18 protein-coding genes and 1 tRNA gene are annotated in these 23,993 nt (G+C 45.5%); 13 read left to right on the top strand and 6 right to left on the bottom strand.

Annotation, left to right across the window (positions count from 1 at the left end):
* The first annotated feature begins 12 nt into the window (after nt 1-12).
* The 7 genes from R3D00_26500 to R3D00_26530 all read left to right on the top strand — a co-directional run bounded on the left by R3D00_26500 (nt 13) and on the right by R3D00_26530 (nt 9,010).
* Nucleotides 13-2,892 carry a CHAT domain-containing tetratricopeptide repeat protein gene (locus R3D00_26500; protein ID MEZ4776755.1) on the top strand — a complete coding sequence of 960 codons (2,880 nt, stop codon included), beginning with the start codon at nt 13-15 and terminating at the stop codon, nt 2,890-2,892.
* A 104-nt stretch (nt 2,893-2,996) separates the two neighbouring features.
* Nucleotides 2,997-3,197: a hypothetical protein gene (locus R3D00_26505; protein ID MEZ4776756.1), complete on the top strand. Its 201-nt coding sequence runs from the start codon at nt 2,997-2,999 to the stop codon at nt 3,195-3,197.
* Nucleotides 3,198-3,281: 84 nt separating this feature from the next.
* Nucleotides 3,282-4,277 (top strand): grasp-with-spasm system ATP-grasp peptide maturase, encoded by a 996-nt coding sequence (gene gwsG, locus R3D00_26510; protein MEZ4776757.1) that lies wholly within the window; start codon nt 3,282-3,284, stop codon nt 4,275-4,277.
* Entirely contained in the window at nt 4,274-4,489 is a 216-nt protein-coding gene (locus R3D00_26515; GenBank protein MEZ4776758.1) for a hypothetical protein, read from the top strand. The genes gwsG and R3D00_26515 overlap by 4 nt, the downstream gene beginning before the upstream one ends.
* Nucleotides 4,455-5,489, top strand: coding sequence for a grasp-with-spasm system SPASM domain peptide maturase (gene gwsS, locus R3D00_26520; protein ID MEZ4776759.1), 1,035 nt, complete (start codon nt 4,455-4,457; stop codon nt 5,487-5,489). Before R3D00_26515 ends, gwsS begins: the two co-directional genes overlap by 35 nt.
* A 12-nt stretch (nt 5,490-5,501) precedes the next feature.
* Nucleotides 5,502-7,688 carry a peptidase domain-containing ABC transporter gene (locus R3D00_26525; protein ID MEZ4776760.1) on the top strand — a complete coding sequence of 729 codons (2,187 nt, stop codon included), beginning with the start codon at nt 5,502-5,504 and terminating at the stop codon, nt 7,686-7,688.
* Nucleotides 7,688-9,010: an HlyD family efflux transporter periplasmic adaptor subunit gene (locus R3D00_26530; protein ID MEZ4776761.1), complete on the top strand. Its 1,323-nt coding sequence runs from the start codon at nt 7,688-7,690 to the stop codon at nt 9,008-9,010. Before R3D00_26525 ends, R3D00_26530 begins: the two co-directional genes overlap by 1 nt.
* 1,057 nt (nt 9,011-10,067) lie before the next feature.
* Here the strand turns inward: R3D00_26530 and R3D00_26535 are convergent.
* From R3D00_26535 to R3D00_26545, 3 genes are all read right to left on the bottom strand, one after another.
* Complete coding sequence (locus R3D00_26535; protein ID MEZ4776762.1) at nt 10,068-11,699, bottom strand: SUMF1/EgtB/PvdO family nonheme iron enzyme; 1,632 nt, start codon at nt 11,697-11,699, stop codon at nt 10,068-10,070.
* Between the two features lie 80 nt (nt 11,700-11,779).
* On the bottom strand, nt 11,780-13,804 hold the full coding sequence (locus R3D00_26540) for an SUMF1/EgtB/PvdO family nonheme iron enzyme (protein ID MEZ4776763.1): 2,025 nt from the start codon (nt 13,802-13,804) through the stop codon (nt 11,780-11,782).
* A 521-nt stretch (nt 13,805-14,325) separates the two neighbouring features.
* Nucleotides 14,326-14,400, bottom strand: a tRNA-Pro gene (locus tag R3D00_26545).
* A gap of 194 nt (nt 14,401-14,594) precedes the next feature.
* Here R3D00_26545 and R3D00_26550 point away from each other — a divergent pair.
* On the top strand, nt 14,595-15,257 hold the full coding sequence (locus R3D00_26550; GenBank protein MEZ4776764.1) for a PAS domain-containing protein: 663 nt from the start codon (nt 14,595-14,597) through the stop codon (nt 15,255-15,257).
* A gap of 144 nt (nt 15,258-15,401) precedes the next feature.
* A complete protein-coding gene (locus R3D00_26555) occupies nt 15,402-16,037 on the top strand; it encodes a response regulator (GenBank protein MEZ4776765.1) in 636 nt (211 codons plus the stop codon).
* 116 nt (nt 16,038-16,153) lie between these two features.
* On the opposite strand, the gene R3D00_26560 is transcribed toward R3D00_26555, so the two are convergent.
* Together R3D00_26560 and R3D00_26565 are read right to left on the bottom strand one after the other, a co-directional pair.
* The gene (locus tag R3D00_26560; GenBank protein ID MEZ4776766.1) at nt 16,154-16,480 is read right to left on the bottom strand and encodes a MerR family transcriptional regulator; all 327 of its coding nucleotides are present in this window, start codon (nt 16,478-16,480) and stop codon (nt 16,154-16,156) included.
* Nucleotides 16,481-16,484: 4 nt separating this feature from the next.
* Complete coding sequence (locus tag R3D00_26565; protein ID MEZ4776767.1) at nt 16,485-17,441, bottom strand: M23 family metallopeptidase; 957 nt, start codon at nt 17,439-17,441, stop codon at nt 16,485-16,487.
* A gap of 187 nt (nt 17,442-17,628) precedes the next feature.
* Between R3D00_26565 and alaS the strand changes: the two genes are divergently transcribed.
* Nucleotides 17,629-20,253: an alanine--tRNA ligase gene (gene alaS, locus R3D00_26570; GenBank protein MEZ4776768.1), complete on the top strand. Its 2,625-nt coding sequence runs from the start codon at nt 17,629-17,631 to the stop codon at nt 20,251-20,253.
* Here alaS and R3D00_26575 read toward each other — a convergent pair.
* Complete coding sequence (locus tag R3D00_26575) at nt 20,248-21,516, bottom strand: hypothetical protein (protein ID MEZ4776769.1); 1,269 nt, start codon at nt 21,514-21,516, stop codon at nt 20,248-20,250. The two genes, alaS and R3D00_26575, sit on opposite strands and share 6 nt — an antisense overlap.
* A gap of 326 nt (nt 21,517-21,842) precedes the next feature.
* Here R3D00_26575 and R3D00_26580 point away from each other — a divergent pair, with 326 nt between their 5' ends.
* The 3 genes from R3D00_26580 to R3D00_26590 are packed head-to-tail and all read left to right on the top strand — an operon-like array spanning nt 21,843 to nt 23,938.
* Complete coding sequence (locus R3D00_26580; GenBank protein MEZ4776770.1) at nt 21,843-23,087, top strand: FAD/NAD(P)-binding oxidoreductase; 1,245 nt, start codon at nt 21,843-21,845, stop codon at nt 23,085-23,087.
* Between the two features lie 27 nt (nt 23,088-23,114).
* On the top strand, nt 23,115-23,423 hold the full coding sequence (locus tag R3D00_26585; GenBank protein MEZ4776771.1) for a TusE/DsrC/DsvC family sulfur relay protein: 309 nt from the start codon (nt 23,115-23,117) through the stop codon (nt 23,421-23,423).
* 29 nt (nt 23,424-23,452) lie between these two features.
* Nucleotides 23,453-23,938: a DsrE/DsrF/DrsH-like family protein gene (locus R3D00_26590; protein MEZ4776772.1), complete on the top strand. Its 486-nt coding sequence runs from the start codon at nt 23,453-23,455 to the stop codon at nt 23,936-23,938.
* Nucleotides 23,939-23,993: the final 55 nt, after the last annotated feature.

Genomic DNA, 23,993 nt, shown 5'->3' on the forward strand with positions numbered 1-23,993 from the left:
TGCCAGACACCTATGTTTTCAGCCCAAACGACAATCCGGCCTGTCTTATATTTTTTTTGCCTGTACTTTTGGATAAGTGCTGCATTCTCCCAGTCTCCGGGAAAAAACGGAGATATCACGCAGGCACAAAAATGGGTGGACGAAGCCTATAGCTATTTTCGTCAAAATCCCGACACAGCCGTTTATTTTCTTCAAAAAGCCCTCCCACTGTTTGAACGCCAGGGCGAATGGACCGCCTATGGCAATGCCATGAATGGTCTCGTAGCCTGTTATATAGGCAAGGAAGACTATTCGCTCGCCGAAAGTTATGGGCAGCAGGCGATTGTTTTGATAGGAAATCATTCGGGAAAAAATACCGAAGTATATGCCGACGCCCTCAATAATATGGGGGCTTTATACCGGCTTCAGGGCAATCTTAATTTTGCATTGGAAAATTATCAGGAAGCGCTTTCGATCACAGAAAGTCAGGACTCCCTCAACCCTTTGGCCATTTCCCGTCTGTATTACAATATGGGAATCATCTACCGGCGCAGAGGAGAACCGGGGCTTGCCATAAAATTTCACACCAAAGCACTGGAAAACGGAAGAGAGGAACTTCCGCCCAACGATCCCCGCCTGATTCAAATCCAATTTGCCATAGCGAGAGTATATACCGATCAGAAAGACTGGAAGAAAGCCCTTAGTGAAAATTTTCTCTGTCTGAAACTGCTGGAAGTCGGCAATCCGTCCAGTACTTTTCGGGACAGGATCAATGTGCACAATCAGCTGGCGCAGATTTATCTTGAATTGAACAAAACCGACAGCGCAGCGGCCCATGTCAGGCTGGCAGCAAAAATACAGGCTAAATACGGCCCCTATCGGGAACAGGTAGGGGAAAATATCATGGGGGAAATCGCACAGCGAAAACACCGGTACCCTGAAGCACTCTCTCATTACCGAAAAGCACAGAAGCTGCGATTTGAAGAGTGGGGAAGCCTCGGTACAAGTCCCGATATCGCCAATTCCTACAAAACTATTGGACGACTTTTCGAAGAAATTGGCAGGTATGACTCCGCTGTTGTCTATTATCAGCATGCACTCAAATTTCTATGTAGCCCTTACAAAGACACGCTTCCGGCAGCAACCAATATTTTGCATCCGTTTGATGCCATCCCGATTCTCGAGGCCATCGCCAGGGCAGAAATCGCAGGCGGTGGCCAGAACTACTGGGTACCGGCAATGGCTGCCTGCAAGCTGGCAGATACAACTATTTCCCGACTCAGACATACTTACAGGGAAGACAACGCCAAACTTCATCTGGCCCAGACATTTCGCCCTACTTATGAAACAGGTATAGCTCTGTTTTTCCAAAAATTTAAAGAAACCGGCCAAACGGCTTTCCTGGAAGGAGCATTTCAGTTTTCGGAAAAATCAAGATTTATGGCATTGACTGATGCGTTGCAATCCACAGGCGCAAAACTAAGTGTCGGTATTCCCGACAGTATCCGAAGAAAAGAACAGCGAATTTTAATTACCCGCACCTTCTACCAGGAAAAATTATTTCAGGAAACACAAAAAGGTGCGCAAGCTGATACCGTAAAAATCAAAAAATGGAGAGGAACGCTTTTTGAAGCGGAAGAAGAATACAATCAGCTGATCCGCTATCTGGAGACTGCTTTTCCTGCCTATTACCAGCTAAAATACGATGAGTCTACGACTACGGTCGCAGAGATCCAGCGTATGCTTCCAGACCCCGATGCCATTATGCTTGAGTATTTCTGGGGGGAAAAAAATATTTATGTTTTTTGCCTGAATAGCCAGACGATCAATGGTTATTACCTGGAAAAAACCGATTCGATTTCAGAAATTGTGGACAAAATACGATACTTCCTTCATCGTCCGGACTACGGAGCAGGCGTATGGGAAACCTTCTCCAGAAATAGTTATACCCTGTATGAAAATCTGATATCGCCGGCCTTGAAAAATCACCCTTCGGGAAAACTATTTATCATTCCAGATGGCCCCCTGTCCTATATCCCCTTTGAAATACTTCTTACCCAAATGCCGGATATGGCCCGGTCCCCCCAGGTTATGTCTTCAGATTTCCGCCATCTCCCTTACCTAATCCGGCAGTTTGAAATCAGTTATGGCCTTTCTGCCCGGTTATTTTTTCATTCCTTACCCCGGATCACCTCACCGGAAAAATTGCTCGCCACATTTTCACCCACCTACCCCGACTCAATGCGGCTTACCTACAGCAGGGAAAATGCAAGTGCGATTGCATCCTTAAAAAATGGAAGAACCTTTCTCGACAAGGAGGCTACCAAAACTACCTTTCATCAGGAAGCCCATCATTTTCGCATCCTTCACCTTGCCATGCATGGATTTGCCAATGAGGAAGAGCCGCTGCTCGCACATCTGCTTTTTTCAGCAGAAGCTGATAGTGTGGGAGGAAATCAGCTGCACGCATTTGAGTTGTACAATATGTTGATTCCCGCAGACCTGGTCGTACTGGCCGCCTGTGAGACCAGCGAGGGTAAACTGATACCCGGAGAGGGAGTCATGAGTCTGGCAAGGGCTTTCAGATATGCAGGCTGCGAGGCAATGGTAAGCAGCCTTTGGCAGGCCGATGGCCGTGCCACCGCCGATATTTTACTGCAATTTTATAAGCTGCTATTTGACGGAAACTCCAAAACTTCTGCTTTGCGCCAGGCCAGGCTGCGGTTTCTCGATCAATGTACCCCAGACCTTGTACATCCTTACTATTGGGCCAACCATATTCTGATCGGCAATCCCGCAGCAATTGATACAGGGATCGCAAGTCGTTGGTATTGGCTTTTGGTGGTTTTGGGAGGCGGAATAGTCACCTTTATTGTTTTTCGCAGAAGAAAAATGAAAATTTCTGGTGATTGAATCATAAACCCTACGTGTTGTAATAAATGAAGACGCGGCAAACCGCTTTATGCCTTGCCTGCGCGTTCGCAAAACTTATTGTAACACACTCAAATTAATGGTTTATGAAAAACAAAAAAGACCAATTGCTTGAGCAGTTTGATGCATTCAAACTCAATGAAGTAAAAACTTCCAGCCGTATCAAAGGTGGTATGAAGCCTGGCGACACTGCAGCCTGGGTTGAACACACCTACAATGGAATCTCTTTCGATGACATCTTCCATACGGATGACAAGTTTGCCGTAGCCTCTGGAGTAGGAAAATAATTTTCCGAAATGATTTATTAATTCATCAGGTAACACGCCGACAATCGACCTGATGGTTGGCGTGTTTCTTTTATTGTATCACCAATGGTCATCATCAGCTCACAAAACAGCGATACCTCAACCGGCGAAGTCATCGACTGGCTCAGAAGTATGGGTACTGCCGCATACCGCATCAATGGAGAAATATTTGAAGCGGCGCTGGGTGAATTTGAGCTGACCATCAGTCCGGAGACCTCTCCCACCCTGACCATTGAAGCGGAAGGAAAACGTGTTGACTTAGCGGATATCACGGCATTCTGGTTTCGCCGTTCTGCAATCGATACGACCGCCGCATCCAGGCTGGAATCTCACCCCGCTTCGCCGGACTTAAAACAGCAAATGCTGGGACATCTGGGTATGGAATCTTCGATCCTGCAAACCGCTTTTTTCTCCTGGCTCTCCGATAAAAAAGTGCTGGGAAATCACCGGGAAAAAGGCATGAACAAACTCGCTGTACTGCAGATGGCACAGGCTGCCGGACTGGAGATTCCCGCGACAATTGTCACCAACTCCAAAGAAAAACTCAAAGCTTTTGCTCAACAATATCCCGAAATGATCACCAAATGCCTGTCGGAAGTACGGTCATTTCGAATAGATGGGAAAATGATGGGCATGTACACCAGCACCATTGACGCCACAGACATTGAAGATTTACCCGACTTTTTCTCACCTTCATTGTTTCAGCAAAACATCAAAAAAGAGTTTGAACTCAGAGTCTTTTATCTCGCAGGAGAAGTGTATTCCATGGCCATTTTCTCCCAACTTGACCCTGTAACTGCCGTGGACTTCAGACAATACAACCACGAAAAAAACAACCGGGTAGTGCCCTATGCGCTCCCGGCTGATATAACAGACAAGGTTCGTCAACTCATGAGCGCCCTTTCGCTCAATACCGGTTCAGTGGACATTATCAAATCCACTGACCGGAAATATATTTTCCTCGAAGTGAATCCTGTCGGACAATTTGGTATGGTATCCAAGCCCTGCAACTATTTCCTCGAAAAAAAGATCGCGCAGTATTTAATGAATGATTCCGCATGAAACAGTCAGAAACGCTGAAGAAAAAAACAACCGGCGAACTGCCGGTACTATACAATCTGCTTAAAGAAATGAAAAGCGATCCTTCAGTGGTGCGATTTGTAACCAGCACCCGTCAGCAAACCAGTATGTACGGAACCGGCTTTTTTTATAAACCCCTCTCCAGATTTGTATCCCAACATGGAACTACCAGTAATGACCCTGACGGACAATAAGTGTTTTATGCTTTTTGCCTCATGTATTCCGGTAAAAGGATTTGCCAAGAGTATCATTGCCGATATTCAACGGGAACAATACCTCCCTGTGCCCAATCTTCTGGCAGATATCCTGATTGAAAACAGAGGCCAATCTATACAAGCAATCAAAGCCCGCTACCAACATCAGTACGACGAAGGACTGGATTCGTATTTCCAGGAACTGGCACGCACAGAGTGGGGATTTTTCACAGAAGAGCCCGCTTGTTTCCCGCCGATTTCCATGGATTGGGACCATCCGGCGATGATTACCAATGCCATCCTCGACATCGATTCCTCACAACACTACGATATGCGCGGTGTCATTCAGGAGCTGGATGAACTGGGCTGTAAAGCAGTACAGATCAGAGGATTTGGAGAATTGGAAACCGACATGATTTACAAATGGCTGGAAGCAGCCGAAAACACAGGTATTTTTTCGATAGAACTATTGCTCCCATCCGCTGCATTTGATTCAATACAAGAAGCGGAAACAATGGTGCTGAGGTATTGCCGGATCGTTTCACTTACATTGTATAACAGTGAAAATGAAGGATGGGCGGAAACAGAGCATCTGGCGGCAAAAGATATTATCTGCTTCACCCGACAAACGGTGCAGCCCCATTCAGAAGAACTTTGCGGCCCCGAATTTTTTGTCACCAACATCCATTCATTTACCGAAGCCCAACACTTTAACCTCGGCCTCAACCGGAAAATAGCAGTTGACATGCTGGGAAATATCCGAAATTTCCCCGGTCACAGCCAGGCTTTTGGCCATGTTTCTTCGACCACTCTGGCAGCAGTGGCAGAAAGTGGTGAGTTTCAGGCAGCGTGGAAAACACCCGTTGATAAAATCGAAAACTGCAAAGAATGCGAGTTTCGCTACATGTGTGCAGACAATAGCGAGGTAGTGGAGAAAGACGGAAAAATTTACAGACTAACCACTTGTACCTACGACCCAAGAACTGGAGAATGGGAGTAAAAAAATAAACTCATGGCTGGTTTCCCTTACTACAAACAGTTGGATGCGATGGATTGTGGTCCAACCTGTGTGCGGATGATCTCCCGGCATTATGGGCGCCATTATACATTAAAAACGCTCCGGGAAAAAAGCACGGTCGATCGGGAAGGCATTTCTCTTCAGGGTATCAGCGAAATTGCCGAAGCCATTGGTTTCCGGTCATTGGGGGTAAGGCTGGATTTTGAAAAACTGGCCAACGAAGCGCCACTTCCGACTATTGCCCACTGGAACCAGAACCATTTTGTGGTGGTCTATAAAATCAAAAACGACAAGGTTTACGTGGCAGATCCCGCCTACGGCATGCTGGTATATTCGAAGCAGGATTTTCTCAAAGGCTGGGCATCAGACCGGGAAAAAGGCGCAGAAAGCGGGATACTTCTACTCATGGAGCCCGGCCCCGATTTTATGGACCGGGAGGAAGAAAAACCCGACAAAAGCAGTTTCCAGTTTTTGTTTCGCTACGTATTTCAGTTTCGCAAATACCTTACACAGTTATTTTTAGGGTTGATTTTGGGGAGTCTGTTGCAATTGATATTTCCCTTTCTGACACAGGCGGTGGTAGATTTTGGGGTAGGCACAAGAAATGTAGGTTTTGTCTATCTGATCCTGATTGCCCAACTGGTGCTCTTTGCGAGCCAGATGGCGATGCAGTTTATTCAGGCGTGGATACTCATTCATCTGAGTACACGCATCAATATCTCAATTCTGTCAGATTTTCTGATCAAACTCATGAAGCTGCCCGTAGGTTTTTTTGACAGTAAAAAAACCGGCGACCTTATGCAGCGGATTGGCGATCACCGTAGGATTGAGCTATTTCTCACAGATGCCGTGCTCAATTCCCTGTTTTCAATTTTCACCCTCCTCATGCTGGGTTTTGTACTCGCGGTGTACAGTCTGCCCGTATTTTTCATTTTCCTCACCGGAAGCCTTTTATATATCGGCTGGATTTTACTTTTCCTGAAAAAAAGAGCACAACTCGATCACCGGAGTTTTGCCCAGATGGCAGCAGAACAAAGCAATATCATCCAGCTAATCACCGGGATGCAGGAAATTAAACTCAACAATATTGAAAGGCCGCGAAGGTGGGAATGGGAGCGCATTCAGGCAAAACTTTTTCGCATCAACCTCAAAAAACTCAGTCTCACCCAATACCAGCAAGGCGGTGCGCGCTTTTTTAATCAGATACAGAATATCCTCATCATCTTTGTTTCGGCGAAAGCGGTCATAGAAGGAGAGATGACCATCGGCATGATGATGGCAATCACCTATATCGCAGGGCAATTAAATACCCCCATTGGGCAGCTCATTTCTTTTGTGCAGCAGGCCCAGGACGCAAAAATCAGCCTCGAACGACTGGGAGAAATTCACAATAGTCCCGATGAAGATGAAGCAGGCGGAATCGGAAATGCCCTCATGCCTGCTGACAGAAGTATTCATATTCAAAACCTCAGTTTTCGCTATGGAGGGACGGAAAGCGCAGAGGTATTAAAGCAGTTGAATATTCACATCCCCAAAGGCAAAATTACCGCCATCGTAGGAGCAAGCGGGAGCGGAAAAACAACCCTGATCAAATTACTGTTAAAATTTTACCCCCCGACACAAGGGCAGATCCTCGTAGGAAATACGAGGCTGGAGGACATTCTCAACCGCACATGGAGAGGCAGTTGTGGCGTTGTCATGCAGGACGGCTTTATCTTTTCAGACACCGTCGCCAACAATATCGCGATGGAGGAAAATATCGATAAATACCGCCTCCAGCAAGCCGTAGCCATTGCCAATATCCGCACATTCATCGACGAATTGCCCCTGGGATTTAATACCAAAATCGGGCAGGAAGGCATGGGGCTGAGCGGGGGGCAAAAACAGCGGATTCTGATTGCCCGGGCGGTGTATAAAAACCCCGACTATCTGTTTTTCGACGAAGCCACCAGCGCGTTGGATGCTACAAATGAAAGGCAGATTATGGAAAACCTGGAAAGATTTTTTGTCGGGAAAACCGTAATCATTGTTGCCCACAGACTGAGCACGGTAAAAAATGCAGATCAGATCATCGTACTGGAAAACGGAAAAGTTGTAGAAACCGGGCATCATAAGGCCCTGGTTGACGATCGCGGGCAGTATTATTCACTGATCAAAAACCAGTTGGAACTCGGAAACTAATGACAGAAAACACCTATCATAACGGCCACAGCCTCGATTCACCCAAAATCGAATTATACAGCGAGGAAGTGCAGGAAATCATGGGAGCGATTCCCCACTGGATTATCCGGAGAGGAATGATCATGATGTTGGCGGTAGTTTTGGGATTGCTGGCCCTGTCTGTAGTGGTTCATTATCCCGATATGATTTCGGCCCGGATAACCCTGACCACAGCATCTCCTCCTGTCAGAATCTTTGCCCGGAGCAGTGGCAAAATCACCCAATTGATGGTTGAGAATCAGGCCATAGTAACCGAAGGAACCTATCTCGCTGTCATTGAAAACGCAGCAAATACCGCTTCCGTTTTTGCACTTGAAAAACTAATCGCCCATCTTCCTTCTGACAAAACCCAATTCTCCGTCTGGCCGGGTTTCGACGATTTGGGAGAATTGCAGAGCACCTATTCGGCCTTCATCCATGCGCTGGAAAACGACCAGTTTTACACCCAGAGCAGCACCTTTCGCGGCACACAGGAGCAGTTATTGTCAGCACAGGCAGAAGAATTGGTGGCAATGAACCAGAATCTCGAAGAGCAGTTGGGTTTCCGGCAGCGGGAAACAGCGATTGCCCGGGCGCAATTTAGCGCCTCGGAGACCCTGTACGCCGAAGGAGCCATCTCCAAAGTAGAGCTCGAATCCAAAGAAGCAGCCCTGCTGCAGAAGGAGCTGGCGGGGAAACAATTACATTCGCAGATATTTCAGAACAACATCCAGATCAGCGAGTATCGGAAGCGTATTCAGGAACTGCGGCAGGAAAATCTGCATTCAGGCTTTGCGCTGAGTCTGAGCATCAGCGACGCCTTACAGCAGTTGACCGCAGGGATTGACAACTGGAAACAAAACTACCTGATTGTCGCCCCTAAAAAAGGCAGAGTAGAATATCTCGATATCTGGGCGGAAAACCAGTATGTAAAAGCAGGAGATGAAGTGATCAGCATTGTCCCGGATTCGGATGAAGTTTTGGGGAAAGCCATTGTATCAGCATTTAATGCCGGCAAAATCCAGAATGGCCAGCGGGTAAACATCAGGCTTGACAATTACGATTACCGCGAATTTGGCATGCTCACGGGCGAAGTCCGCAATATCTCCAGCCTCGCAAAAGACGGGCAGTATGTGCTTGACATCCAGCTAAATTCGGGCCTTCAGACCACACACAACACGACCATTCGATTCCAGTCAGAGATGACAGGCCAGGCCGAGATCATCACCCGCGACATCAGCCTGCTGGACAGGATTTTTTTCCAGTTTCGGGAGTTGTTGACGCCAATGTTAGCTAATGGTTAATGGTTAATGGTTAATGGTTAATGGTTAATGGTTAATGGTTAATGGTTAATGGTTAATGGTTAATGGTTAATGGTTAATGGTTAATGGTTAATGGTTAATGGTTAATGGTTAATGGTTAATGGTTAATGGTTAATGGTTAATGGTTAATGGTTAATGGTTAATGGTTAATGGTTAATGGTTAATGGTTAATGGTTAATGGTTAATGGTTAATGGTTAATGGTTAATGGTTAATGGTTAATGGTTAATGGTTAATGGTTAATGGTTAATGGTTAATGGTTAATGGTTAATGGTTAATGGTTAATGGTTAATGGTTAATGGTTAATGGTTAATGGTTAATGGTTAATGGTTAATGGTTAATGGTTAATGGTTAATGGTTAATGGTTAATGGTTAATGGTTAATGGTTAATGGTTAATGGTTAATGGTTAATGGTTAATGGTTAATGGTTAATGGTTAATGGTTAATGGTTAATGGTTAATGGTTAATGGTTAATGGTTAATGGTTAATGGTTAATGGTTAATGGTTAATGGTTAATGGTTAATGGTTAATGGTTAATGGTTAATGGTTAATGGTTAATGGTTAATGGTTAATGGTTAATGGTTAATAGCTAATGGCTAATAGCTAATAGCTAATAGCTAATTTGGGGTAGAAACCCCAGCGAAACCTGCGAGTTCCTCTTCAAAGTAGCGCGCAACGGCGCATTTCCGGTGGTTTCGACTCCGCTCAACCACCGGGTTTTGGCCGATCGGCCACCGGGTTTTGGCCTCCGGCCCCAAAGAAACCCGCGAGTTCCTCTTTCAAAGAGGGACGGGCTTCGAGCCTCCTCAGCCACCAGCGGAAGGGAGTTCAACAAAAAACACGCGCTTTCCCATTCTCCAACATATATATAAATTGCCCTCATCATATATGATCAAACTGTCCCATATATCAGCTCCTTTTTATGTCTGATAGTATATAGACATATATAAGACACCTCCAAGAAGGAAAATGAATGGTCTGGGGAATTATTTTCCCGTCACAGAAGGTAAAAAGGTAAATCAAAGATCCCTTCGGGAAAGCCTACAAATCAAGGGTCCTGGCGATACGAAAACCGACAACGTCGTAGCGGAAATCAGGGCCGTAGTAGCGGCGATCGTAAACGCGCAGGCGGACTGCGCTGCGGTACCACGACCCGCCGCGAACCACACGGTCATCGCCTGATTCCGGACCTTTAGGGTTGTCTTTGGGGGAATTTTTATAATAATCAGAACCATACCAGTCCTGGCACCATTCAAATACATTGCCCGACATATCGTAGATTCCTAATTCGTTGGGGATTTTCTGACCCACCGGATGGGTTTTTCCCTTAGCATTTTTATCAAACCAACCGGCTTCCTCCGGATTGTTACTTCCTGCATATTTGAATCCTTTACTTAATCTCCCCCCCCGGGCCGCATACTCCCATTCCGCTTCTGTAGGTAAACGGAAATTTTGGCCGGGATACCGGGCATTAAGTTTTTCCAGAAATTTTTTCACCTCATTCCAGGAAACTTGTTCCACGGGGCAATCCGGAGAATCCTTGAAAAGACTGGGGTTATTTCCCATGATCTCGGACCATTGCCGCTGAGTGATGGGAAATTTACCGATCGCAAAAGGAGAAAGACGGACTTTGTGAACAGGTTTTTCATCATCATAATCATTACTCCCCATCATGAAAGTGCCACCTTCTACCTGAACAAATTCGGCAAAGGGAATAGCTGATTTTTTCCCTGGAGTATCTGCTTTAGTCTGACTCAGCTTGTTAATGTGTTTTAAAGCATCAGCAAAAAACCGACTCTCCGGATATTGGAGGATAAATCCTGTATAAGCGCTGGTAGTATTTTCTGCTTCGGCCTGCCGGAATGCATCTTCGCTTTGATCTTTGACAACAATTCCCGCTGCCTTTAAATCAAAAATAAATTGTCCATTCTGATCGCCGGTTTTAAGAATTACGCCACCAATTGGGGTCTGATCTGCATTATTGGCAGTAGCCAGTGTTACATGATCAATCAGGCTGCGGATGTGCAGACGGGGTTCGTTGTTTTTTTCCAGATAAGTGATCAGGCTTTTGGCGAAAGGGCTGTGATCACCTATATATCCGTCTGATACTTTTTCGATCATCCCTGCTGCCAGACACCAGCGAGAGGGGAACTGATCTACTCTGTCTGGATAAGGCAGATTTTGATTCAGATTGCGTTCGCTCAGCAAGGCTCCTGAAAAACAACTGTCCACAATCAACAGCGTATGGTGGGCCGGAATAGCCTTTATATAGTCACGTATGGTAGAATGGTTAATAAAATCTGCATAACGTCTGTCTCTGGCATCAGCCGGTACCCAGTAACCGAGTTTCAGGTTCTCACGAAAATACCCATGCCCGGCGTAGTATATGAGCAGATTGTCTTGTGAGGTAATCTTCTCAGACAATTCATCCAGCGTATCGATAATTTTTTCACGGGAGGCATCACCATCGTATAGTTCATATAGATGAGATTCCTCAAACTGATATCGGGAGATCAAAACTTTCGTAACAGCCTGGGCATCCCGTTTTGCATTCTCCAGTGAATGGCAATGTCTGTACTGATCAATCCCTATGACAAGGAGGTAATTCTTTCCGCGAATCCGGCCAGGCAAGGTATGATCTTCGTCTTCTATGATGAATCCTCTTTGGGCCATTCAGATGCATTTGATGTATTAACAAATATAAGTGATAATTTAGGTTATCATCAAAAAGCCGCTACCCTTTCGGAAGACCCCTACAAATCAAGGGTCCTGGCGATACGAAAACCGATATTGATGTCGCGGTCATCAGGGCCGAAGAGGCTGCGACCGGAAACGCGCAGGCTGCCTGCGCTGCTGCTCCACGACCCGCCGCGAACCACACGGAAGACGCCTGTTTCCGGGCCAGTGGGGTCTGATTGGGGTTGTTCAGCATATGGGCCATACCAGTCCTGGCACCATTCCCAGACATTGCCAGACATATCGTAGATTCCTAATTCATTGGGGATTTTCTGACCGACCGGATGGGTTTTTCCCTTAGCATTTTTATCAAACCAGCCTGCTTCCTTAGGATCGGTACTCCCTGCATATTTGAATCCTTTACTTAATCTCCCACCCCGGGCGGCATACTCCCATTCCGCTTCTGTAGGCAAGCGAAAGTCTAATCCGGTCAATTCATTGAATTTGGTTAGGAATTTCTTCGCATCATTCCACGAAACACTCTCTACCGGACAATCCGGACAATCTTTAAAACGACTGGGGTTATCTCCCATGATCGCTTCCCATTGTCGCTGGGTGATGGGAAATTTACTGATCTCAAAAGGAGAAAGACGGACTTCGTGAACAGGTTTTTCATCATCAGAATCATTACTCCCCATCATGAAAGTGCCGCCTTCTATCCGCAGCATTTGTATTCGTGATCTTGGAGAAAGTTCCTCGCAGAATTTTTCTGCCATATCCAGTCCCTCAAAATTGGCCAACAGGTATTCCTTAAAATCACTGCTGATTTGTTTGGCCAGAAAATACTCCATGATAGATTTATGGGAAAATTTCCACTGGCCGGCTGCATTACGGTTTAGCAAGGAACGGCTTTTCATCTCCAGTTCGCTGAGCTGAATATTGTAATTCTCTGCCAGCGCACTGAAATCAGCCTCTGATAAATACATCCCCTTCCCAGATCGCAATCGCGCATACATATCCAGCGCCAGTTTTTCGGAAAATAACACCAGGTCTTTTTTAAATTTTTCTCTCCGATCCTCCTGGCTAAACTTCCCTGCTTCCCGGTCCAACCAGCTTTGGATGATTCCGGCATAAACTTCGTGGGTGTAATTATACGTCCGGTTATTTTTGATCAGGTCATTGATATTGGCCAGGATCATGGGGCGAACCATGATTTTGGGCGTGCTTTCTACAATCTTTTTCCCCTGTTTCCTTTTCAGAAACTGGTAAATGGGGAACCGCTTGCGTAAATAGGCATTGATGTCACTAGTAGAAAAAGGTGATACGTATATTTTTTGAAATGCCTGAAATCCACCTTTGGTGCCGTATTTTTTGATTGGCGTTTCTCCGGGTTCGGTCTCTTCAGAAGAAAAAAACTGCGTGCGACAGGTAATGATCACTGTTCTGAAATCCTGCGAAACCTGAGTGAGTTGTTCCAGTCGATTTTCCAGATCGGCAGTCGCTTCCGGGTCTTCATCCAGCGCATCGAGGAGTAAAATCGTATTAGGTTTATCTTCAATTTCGCCCACGAGGTTTAGGGTTCGGGGATCGGACAGGGGAAATAAGCTGATCTTTTGTTTAAATTGAAAAGGCCGCCATCTGAGCCGGTATTTGAGGATGAGATTCAGCATAAAGGTAGTTTTACCCATTCCCGACCCGCCCAGGACAACATAGTATTTTTGGTCATCTCCCTTATGGTCAAACACTTCATCAATAAACATGGAAATCAGTTCCTGCTTGGGCACCAATTTCCCGGGTTCATCAAAATCTGAAGGAGATTCCTTCTGACCTTTGGTAGGAATAAAATAACGGGTAGCCTCCTGCACCTCGCGATAGGAATAATAGGGCCTGAGTACCTGTGCAATTTTCCGGTTTTTGTACCAGTTCCAGAGTTGATTTCCCCCTTTCCAGATCCCACCGACGACCGCTATGAGCACACCCCATCCCCAGATCAAAAGCCCGGAGTTTATCAGCATTCCCCAGTGTGCACAAAGGGTTTTCCACCCCCAGCTACACCAGAGCCGGGCAATATCTTCTTTAAAAAAAACCAGAATATCATTCATAAAATGGCAGACAAATTATGTATCGTGGTAAAAATTACCATCTGGAACCCAGAAAAGCAAAAAGCACTGGTTGCCGGTTCGGTTGGGTCTGATATGGATAGGAAAAATGTTTTCCGATTCTACAAAAGTACACTCCTAAACCCGTGAATATATCTCCCTGATTCCAAATGGCTATCAATACTTGCCTGCGCACGCAGAGACTCCGGAGGAGTCACATGTACCGATGGCATCTTCGATTTGTAGCCAAAGGCCGCCTCTCCTGTTTCCATTTCGGGTAGCGCGCTGCGGCGCATCCCAAGAGAAAAAAATGGGGGGGGCCGTTCGTAGCTACAAACATGGGACTCCTCCGGAGTCCCTACCATGCGGCAGATACATAATTGGCCTCCGGCCCCAAAGAAACCCACGAGTTTCTCTTTCAAAGAGGGACGGGCTTCGAGCCTCCTCAGCCACCCGCGGAGGGGGGTTCGAGTTAAACAAAAAAAGGAGTTACAAGCCTAATGCTTATAACTCCTTTTGTGTTGTCGGGATGGGCAGATTCGAACTGCCGGCCCCACGCCCCCCAGACGTGTACTCTAACCGGACTGAGCTACATCCCGAAACCGATTCGATTGTCAATCAAATCGGGCCGTAAAGTTACAAATATCTTTTAAAATCAAAAAGATTATCTCAATTAAGGTGAATGATGATGGGGTTTTTTTGAGGGCATAAAACCATGTCAGTTATAAGCTCAAATCAACGGATATCTATCTACAGAATCTGTTTCCTTTGTATAGGAGCTATTTTTATAAAAATGGGACATCAGAAGAACGTTCAAGCATCGGTGACTCTCAATGAGGACCAGAACAGCGGTTCTTATATAAAATGTAGGATTGATACAGAGGGGCTCATCTTATGGGTAAATCCAGAAGTAACTCAACTGCTGGGGTTTACGGCAGCAGAAATGATCGGACAACCATTCACCCGCTTCATTTTTCATGAAGATATCCCGGCTAGTTTAGCGGAATTTGAGAAAATCCAACAGGGGTTTCCTGCCATTCATTATGACAACCGCTGGGTTCACCAAAATGGGGATATTCTTTGGCTTTCCTGGAGTTGTATCTATGACGATTCTTTAAAGGCGACTTTTGTTACGGGAAAGAATATCACTTATCAGTACCATCAGAACTTCCTCATGCAGATGAAAGATCAGATGATCTATGATCTGAATCTTGCGCTCAACGAATCAAATATAGTTGTAAAAACAGATCCACGGGGAGTTATCACCTACGTCAACAAGCAGTTTTGCGAAGTCAGTGGCTACTCAGAAGAAGAATTAATCGGCAAACCCCACCGAATCGTCAACTCTGGTTACCACAGTAAGGAATTTTTTAAACAATTCTGGCAAACGATAAAGAAAGGCGAAATCTGGAAAGGGGAAATCAGGAACAGAAAAAAAAATGGGGATATCTACTGAGCTGATACTACGGTTGTACCAATCACTGATGCACAGGGGGTAGTCAAAGAATTTATTGCCATCCGGAAAGAAATCACAGAAAGAAAACTTGGTGAAATCGCCCTGCAAAAGCTGAATGAAACACTTAAGAAGAAAATCGACGACATGAATCGGTTTTCTTTTATTACCTCTCATAATCTTCGGGCGCCTGTTGCCAATATCATCGGATTGATGCAAATGCTAAAGGAGGGACGTGTAAAGACGGAAGAAATTCCTCTATGGATAGAGAATGTGCTAAAAGTGGGAGAAGAGTTAAACAGCATTGTCCACGATCTCAATCATGCTTTGTCGGTATATGCAGAGGCCGATAACCCTATGACTTTTTATCAGCAAAGAATCAGAAAGCCCGAAGATACCCGCACAGTATTTATTATTGATGACGACGCTGTGACCAATTTAATCCATACCCGAATTGCAGCCAAAGAAACCCCAACCGTAAAGGTAAAGTCCTACAACGATGCCCGAAACGCACTGTCAGAAATCGCTGAAGGAACGGAAAAACCGGACCTGATACTGGTGGATATCAACATGCCGGAAATGGATGCCTGGCAGTTTTTGACAGCGCTCGAAGCTCTACCCCGGGATCGTACTGAAGGAATTGATATCGTAGTACTTTCCTCTTCGATCTTTTCTGAGGATAAGATCAAAGCACAATCTTTTCCCCTGGTCAGAGATTTTTACTCCAAACCATTGACAAGAGAATCGTACCGGGAGATTTTCTTTGGAAAAAATGCCAGCTAATCACAACTGATTATCGCCTATATAGTTGGAGGTCCGAATAAACAGATCACCTACGGTTATAAACTGAAAAGGTCCTCCCTTCAGTCGATAGTTGAATTAAACACAGTTGCAGGTAGTCAGAGAGAAGATTTAAGTTCCAGCAAAAAAGATTTGAGTCTCAGCAGCGTTTCGCGGGTCTGGATTTCCTGCTCCACGATGACATTCTCATTTTTGAGGCGGTCCTTGGCCCCTTTAATGGTAAACTTCCTGACTTTGAGGAGGTAATGGATTTTGCGGAGGGTATCTATATCTTTATCCGTATAGACGCGGTTTCCCTTGCGATTTTTTTTGGGATTGATTTCACGAAACTCCGTTTCCCAAAAACGAATCAGAGAGGTTGTCAGGTCAAGTTCCCTGGCAACCTCTCCGATGGTGTAATACTGTTTTTTAATCGGCTCCTGCATCAGATCAGTCCATGGATGCTGTATCCAGAGTGGCCTGTTCCCGCAGTGCTACATATTCTTCAGGCGTAAGGTCGCCATAGAAATAATCGATCGGATCAATTTTTCCACCATTTTTAATGATTTCATAGTGGAGGTGGGGACCTTTGGAGAGGCCGGTGTTACCTGTATAACCGATAACATCGCCGCGTTTTACCTTATCCCCCTGATTGACCGCAATTTCGGAGAGGTGAGCGTATTTGGTTACGTAACCGTAGCCTCCGTGATCAATTTCGATTTGTTTTCCATAACCACCCCGGCTGGTTCCTGCCAGTTTGACAATACCATCGGCACTTGCATGAACAGCAGTACCTGTATTTGCCTGCATATCAAGACCTGTATGCATTTTGCGGAAGCCATGGATCGGGTGCATACGCATTCCGAAACCAGAGATAATCCGACCTGGAACAGGCTTAATTGCCGGCGTATGTCTCAACTCATCTTCTTTTTCAGCGAGAAGACTGAACAAAACATCATAGCTTTTGTTCTGAATCTTCACTTTATTATTAAGAAGATCTAATCTTTTTTCTGCTTCACGCAGTGCGTCGGGCTGATCAGACTTTTTGTAGTTGGCTGCACCACCGATACCACCATTCCAGTAGCCATCGTCGATGCGATCAGAGTTTAGCAGGCTGCGATAGAACTTATTGTCTTGCTCGTGCAATGCGTCCACCTGGCCTTCTAAAGCCGCAAGCTGGCCGTCAAGATCTGCTACACGTCCCTGAAGCATGGTATTCTGAGATTTCAGGTACGCATGTTTCGGATCATCTAACACAAAAAAATAGAGAGCAAGCCCCATAACTGCTAACAACCCGGAGACCGAAATATACGATAACGCTTTGCGTCCCATGGACGCGATGGTTATTCGCTCTGGCTCAAAAGTACAGGTCTCTTCGTCATAGTAGTAACGTATTCTCTTTGCCATATGAACAGGGGTTTGTTTTTTACCTTATGGAATCCAAGAACAGGTTTTTAATGCAAAATTCACTTGTAAGGTTTTTCCCGTTTGATTAACGTTGTATTTTCGCTGAACCAAAGGTAATAAAAATTTTGATAAACAAAACAAACCATCTTGCAATTATTACACATCTGTTAAGGAGGACGGAAAAACAATGAAATCTTCAAAAAATATACGCAAATCTTATCTTGAATTCTTTAACCAAAAAATACACCAGATAGTAAAATCTGCGCCAATAGTCATAAAAAATGACCCTACGCTGATGTTTACCAACGCGGGTATGAATCAGTTTAAGGACATATTCCTGGGATTGAAAATTCCAACCCATAAACGAGTGGCCGATACACAGAAGTGTTTGAGGGTTTCTGGCAAACACAATGACCTCGAAGAAGTCGGTCACGACACCTATCATCACACCATGTTTGAGATGTTAGGAAATTGGTCGTTTGGTGACTATTATAAGAAAGAAGCCATAGAATGGGCCTGGGAATTACTTACGAATGTATTCGGAATTGAAAAAGATCGCCTGTATGTTACCGTTTTCGGTGGCGATAAAAACGATCATATCGACCCCGATACAGATGCCGAAAACGAATGGAAAAAATGGATTTCCCCAGATCGCATTCTGCGATTTGGAAAAAAAGACAACTTCTGGGAAATGGGCGACGTGGGTCCGTCCGGACCTTGTTCTGAAATTCATGTCGACATTCGCTCCGATGAAGAACGCCAACAAGTTGACGGTGCCGCTCTCGTCAACAATGATCACCCGCAGGTCGTCGAAATCTGGAACCTTGTGTTTATCCAGTTCAACCGCCTCGCCGATGGTTCGCTTCAGGAACTTCCCGACAAGCATATTGACACCGGCATGGGCTTCGAACGCCTTTCCATGGTGCTTCAGGGAAAACGTTCTACCTATGATACGGATATATTTGACAACACCCGGGCCTTCCTCGAAAGAAAAACAGGGATTGCCTACGCTTCAGCTACAGAAGCACAACAGGTAGCTTTCCGCGTAGTCGTGGATCATATCCGGGCAATTGTATTTACCATCGCCGACGGGCAAATTCCCTCCAATACCGGCGCCGGATATGTCATTCGCCGTATTCTGCGGCGTGCTTCGCGATATGCGTTTTCGTATCTGAACCTCACCGAACCCTTCCTCTACGAAATGATCGCCATCCTGGCCCAGGATTATGATGGGGTATTTGAGGAAGTTGCCGCTCAGAACGATTTCATTGCGCGTATCATCCATGAGGAGGAAAAAGGGTTCCTCCGAAAACTGGAAAGCGGTTCTCAGATGTTTGAAGAATATCTCCGAAACCACCCGGGAAATGAGGATATCGATGGCGGATTTGCCTTTAAACTATATGATACCTATGGTTTCCCCATCGACCTTACCCGCCTCATGGCAAAAGAAAAAGGACGGGAGGTGGATATGGCCGGTTTCGAAAAAAATCTCGAAGCCCAGCAAACCCGAAGCCGTCAGGCTACAGAAATGACCGCCGGTGACTGGGTAATCGTCAAACCTTCACAGGATCTGCCCAGATTCCTGGGCTATGATACGCTCAGCCTTGAAACTTCTATTCTTCAATACCGAACGATCAAAACGCAAAATAAATCGCTGTTTCAGATCGTGCTCGAAGAAACGCCTTTTTACGGTGAAAGTGGCGGGCAGGTCGGCGATAAGGGCACAATTTCCAATGGGAAAGAATCTATCTATGTCGTAGATACCAAAAAGGAAAATGAACTCATTGTTCACCTCGTAGATAAACTGCCCGTAGATCCTTCCGGTGAATGGACGGCATCTGTCAATCCGGCCTTCCGGCAGAAAGTAATGGCCAACCACTCTGCCACTCACCTGCTCCATGCAGCCCTGAGAAATATTCTCGGTACTCATGTTGAGCAGCGGGGTTCGCTTGTGTCGGACAAATCCCTGCGGTTTGACTTCTCTCATTTTGCGAAAGTGACGGATGAGGAAATCGCACAAATAGAAGCGCAGGTAAATGCCAAAATCGCAGAAGGAATTCCGCTGACCGAATACCGCAACAAACCCATTGAGGAGGCCAAAGCCATGGGTGCAATGGCGCTATTCGGAGAAAAATACGGAGATATGGTGAGAGTCATTGTCTTTGACCCGGAATATAGCGTGGAACTCTGCGGTGGCACACACGTAGCCAATACCCGCGATGTCAGGATGTTTAAACTGGTGTCCGAAGCTTCAGTTGCCGCCGGCATTCGCCGGGTGGAAGCCTATACGGCCGACGGCGCTTTCAACTATCTGTTTGAAAAAGCCACCACACTTGACAGAATTGCCGATATGCTCAAATCTCCCGGCAACCCCGAAAAGGCTGTCGAAGAACTTCAGCACAAAAACCGCGAACTGGAAAAAGAACTTCAGCAATTCCGCACCGCGCAGGTGGGGAGATTAAAAGACGAACTGATCCAACGCGCTGAGTCTCACGGGGCGATTCAGGTGATTCGCAGCAAAGTAGAGGTTTCCAGTGCAGAAGATCTCAAGCAGTTGTCCTATGATCTGAAAAAATCCACTCAAAATACACTGATTGTACTGGGTGCCGTGATCAACGACAAACCCCTGCTGAGTGTCATCATGACTGACGACCTTGCCGAATCCAATAAGTATCATGCAGGCGAAATGATCCGTACCCTCGCCCGTGAAATTCAGGGAGGTGGCGGTGGCCAGCCGTTTTATGCTACGGCCGGTGGGAAAAATGCAGCGGGAATAAGCAGCGCACTCGCAAAAGTGACCGAGCTGTTATAGCCGGGTGTTGATGATATTGTTGTACATAGAGCCAAAGGTATAACTCAGCCCGACTCCGAATCCAACATCGAAGTTAGTGGCGAGTTGCCTTTGCTGAAGCAGGATTTCTTCGAGCGTAGCATCGCGGCGTGGCAGGTTGATCTGGTCCTGGATCAGGTCAAAATTGGTCGAAACCCGGGCAGAAAGCCCTTTAAAGACCCGGACTGTAACATAACTGTCCATCTGCAGGCTTCGCTTGGAGAAATCGTGCATATAGTTGGATGCCTCCAGTCTTGAAAAAATATTGCCCCAGGTCTGATTAAACCGGGCGGTAAGTGCCATCGTCTGCCGCAGCAGATGTTCATGGTCTTTTTCGTAGATGGTTTGTTCGATATAATCATTAAACACATACCCCATCTGATACACTGCTGTCAGTTCTTTACGGTTGACTTCTGTATAAGGGAAAATACTGTATTCAATCGCGGGCATTGTTCGCATCATGAAAGTCAGATTCTGATAAGAATTGTGGGAAAAGTCTGTGAAAAAACCAGCAGACCAATGATTGCTGATACTTCGGACCAGACTGCCGTTGAAATAGTTATTATCCCGCACGCTGATCACCTCTTCGTTATCGATAAAAAACCTGTTTTTCAAATGATTGATTTCCCCATTGGTGCGAACCCGCCACAGCTCTGTAACGCGGTCAGCTCTGAATCCCAGTTCTCCGTTTGACGAACTTTTACTTGTCTCTTTCCGTAAATTGCCGCTTCCATATACACTAAATACCCAGTGATCCCAGGCATCTTCCTGAGGTTTTTCTTCTTTAGTTGCACGGTTGTTGACAGGAACGGAGATCTTAATTTCATCAGCCAAAGGTGTATTTGCCAGAAAAAGCAACAACCCAGCCTCTATTCTTTTGACCATGCCGGTGCGAATCTGATCGCTGGTCGCTGTGGGTAAAACCTCATATCTGATCTGGTGTTTAATATCGCCAAACTGGTTGTATCCCGTAAAATTCATTTCGTAGTTACTACCACCACTGCCTGTAGTCATACGGGTAATAAAAATCTGGACGTCGGCCAACCCCTGATCCCTTACATAATCGACATAGGTAATCTCACTCTTAATAAAGGAATGATCACAAGTAGCACAATTGAGATAAACCTTCAGGTTATCAACGGCCTGAGTACCGTATACTGGTTTGAATACCAGCAGACTACCCAAAAGCACTAACAGCGAGAATACAGTTTGCTTTAGCATCGGGAAAGGTAAATGGGAGAACATACTAATCTATTTTTATAAAAATCAGGAAATATAGCCACACTTTCAAAGCGAAATGGATTTCCCCGTTGCAATTCAGATAAAAAATAATGCTATTCTTTATCAAGAAGCTAATTACAACTGATAACATAAAAGATTCCGATTTCTCCTTACAGGTTGCATCTGATCTATGACTTTTCCTATGATAAAGATCACCTCCCTGAAAGAAGAATGGTATTTCCCCTGAAACAACTTCTCACCAAATTGGGCTTAATTAAAAGACACAGAAACAAATAAGGATATTATAATTTGTTTTTGTGAATAGATTTTTCAACCTCTAATCCTTCGCTATGAAAAGGCTACTCATACTGGGAGCAGGAACAGCAGGAACCATGATGGCAAACCACCTTCGCTCCCGGCTGCATACCGACGAATGGAACATCACGCTGGTGGATCAGGAGAAAACCCACTACTATCAGCCCGGATTTATTTTCCTGCCTTTTGATATATATACCCCTGAAATGGTACAGAAGCCCATAGAGAAACCGCTTCCCGGCCATGTATCGCTGATTCAGGAAAAAATTGAAAAAATTGTTCCTGAAAATAATCAGGTAGCGCTTGCCAATGGTAGTCTGCTGGATTATGACATCCTGATTATCGCTACAGGCACCAAAATCACGCCTTCCGAAACAGAAGGAATGCTGGGCGACCATTGGCATAAAGATATATTTGACTTCTATACCTTCGAAGGTGCGCTGGCATTGAGAAATAAACTTCGCGAATGGAAAGGCGGGAAACTCGTCGTTCATATCTGCGAAATGCCGATCAAATGCCCTGTTGCTCCGCTGGAGTTTTCATTCCTTGCCGACAGCTATTTTACAGGTAAAGGCATGCGCGACAAAGTCGAAATCTCCTATGTAACGCCGCTTTCGGGTGCATTTACCAAACCCAAAGCTACGGCCGCGCTCAACTATTTGCTGGAGGAGAAAAATGTAAACATCATACCTGATTTTAACATTGAGCATGTTGACAGCGACAACAAAAAAATTGTTGACTATATGGGAAATGAAGTGCCCTATGACCTGCTGGTCACGATTCCCGTCAATATGGGCGACCCGCTGATGGCACGATCAGGTATCGGCGATGAAATGAATTTTGTACCCACCAATAAAAACACCCTACAGACAACCATCAAAGAGAATATTTTCGCGATAGGAGATGCGACCAATCTCCCCACATCCAAGGCAGGATCTGTTGCACATTTTGAAGCAGAAATTCTGACCGAAAATATTATGCGATATATCAATGGAGAACCGCTTCAGGAAGAATTTGACGGTCATGCCAATTGTTTTATTGAAACCGGCCACGACAAAGCCCTGCTGATTGACTTTAACTATACTCAGGAACCGGTAGAAGGTGTTTTCCCCTTTCCGGGTGTAGGGCCGTTGAAACTCCTGAAGGAAAGCAAGTTAAATCATGTGGGCAAAATGGCCTTCCGATGGATTTACTGGCATATGCTTCTCAAGGGCAGACCAATCCCCTTTGTCTCTGCGACGATGCAGAAATCAGGCAAAAAACTCGAATTAGCAGAATAAACCATCCACCTCAATATACCGATTATCATGGAAAAATTAATCGTAGGAAACCCCGTAAAAGTCAACGAAGAAGGATATCTCACAGACTTTTCACAATGGACCAAATCTGTAGGCGAAGCGATTGCGCTTGAAGAAGGTATTGATCTCACACCAGAACACTGGCAGGTAATCAATTATCTTCAGGATCAATACCGGCAAAGTGTCGCCCTTTCTATCCGTAAGATTGGTAACAGCGGTGTGGTAACCATCAAAGATTTTTACCGCCTGTTTCCCAAAGGTCCGCTAAAAATATCAAGTAAAATTGCCGGTATTCCGAAACCAGCAAGCTGTATCTGATTTTTTCTATCACACGAAATGATATTCCCATGGATACTGAAAATAAAGCCCCGGTCAAAAAAATGCTTTTGATACTTTCGAAAGCTACGCTTGAGAATGTTTACGCCTGCTTCGTACTTGCCAATGGAGCACGTATGGAAGGAATTGAAGCCGAAATCTTCTTCACCTTCTTCGGGCTGGAAGCGCTCAACAAAAAACAAATGAACCACCTTCATGTGGCTACCGTAGGTAACCCTGCCATGCACATCCCGACTATGCTCGGCGGATTGCCCGGCATGGAAGCGCTCGCCACCACTATGATGAAAAAAGAAATGGAAAAACTCGATATGCCTGAAGTGGAAGAATTTCTCTATATCCTTTCGGCTTCAGGTGTAAAACTCTGGGCCTGCAAACTCGCGATGGAAATGTTTCATCTGGAGGAAAACGATCTCTTCGAAGAAATGGATGGCGTACTGACTGTCGGCGGTTTCTATGAAAGAGCCGCAGGAGAAGGTACTCACCTGCTTTTCATTTGACAGCTTATCTTTAATTCCTCTTTCGAACCCCTTTCCGGATATTTCGGTGAGGGGT

The organism is Bacteroidia bacterium, from assembly GCA_041391665.1.
GTDB lineage: Bacteria > Bacteroidota > Bacteroidia > J057 > J057 > JAGQVA01.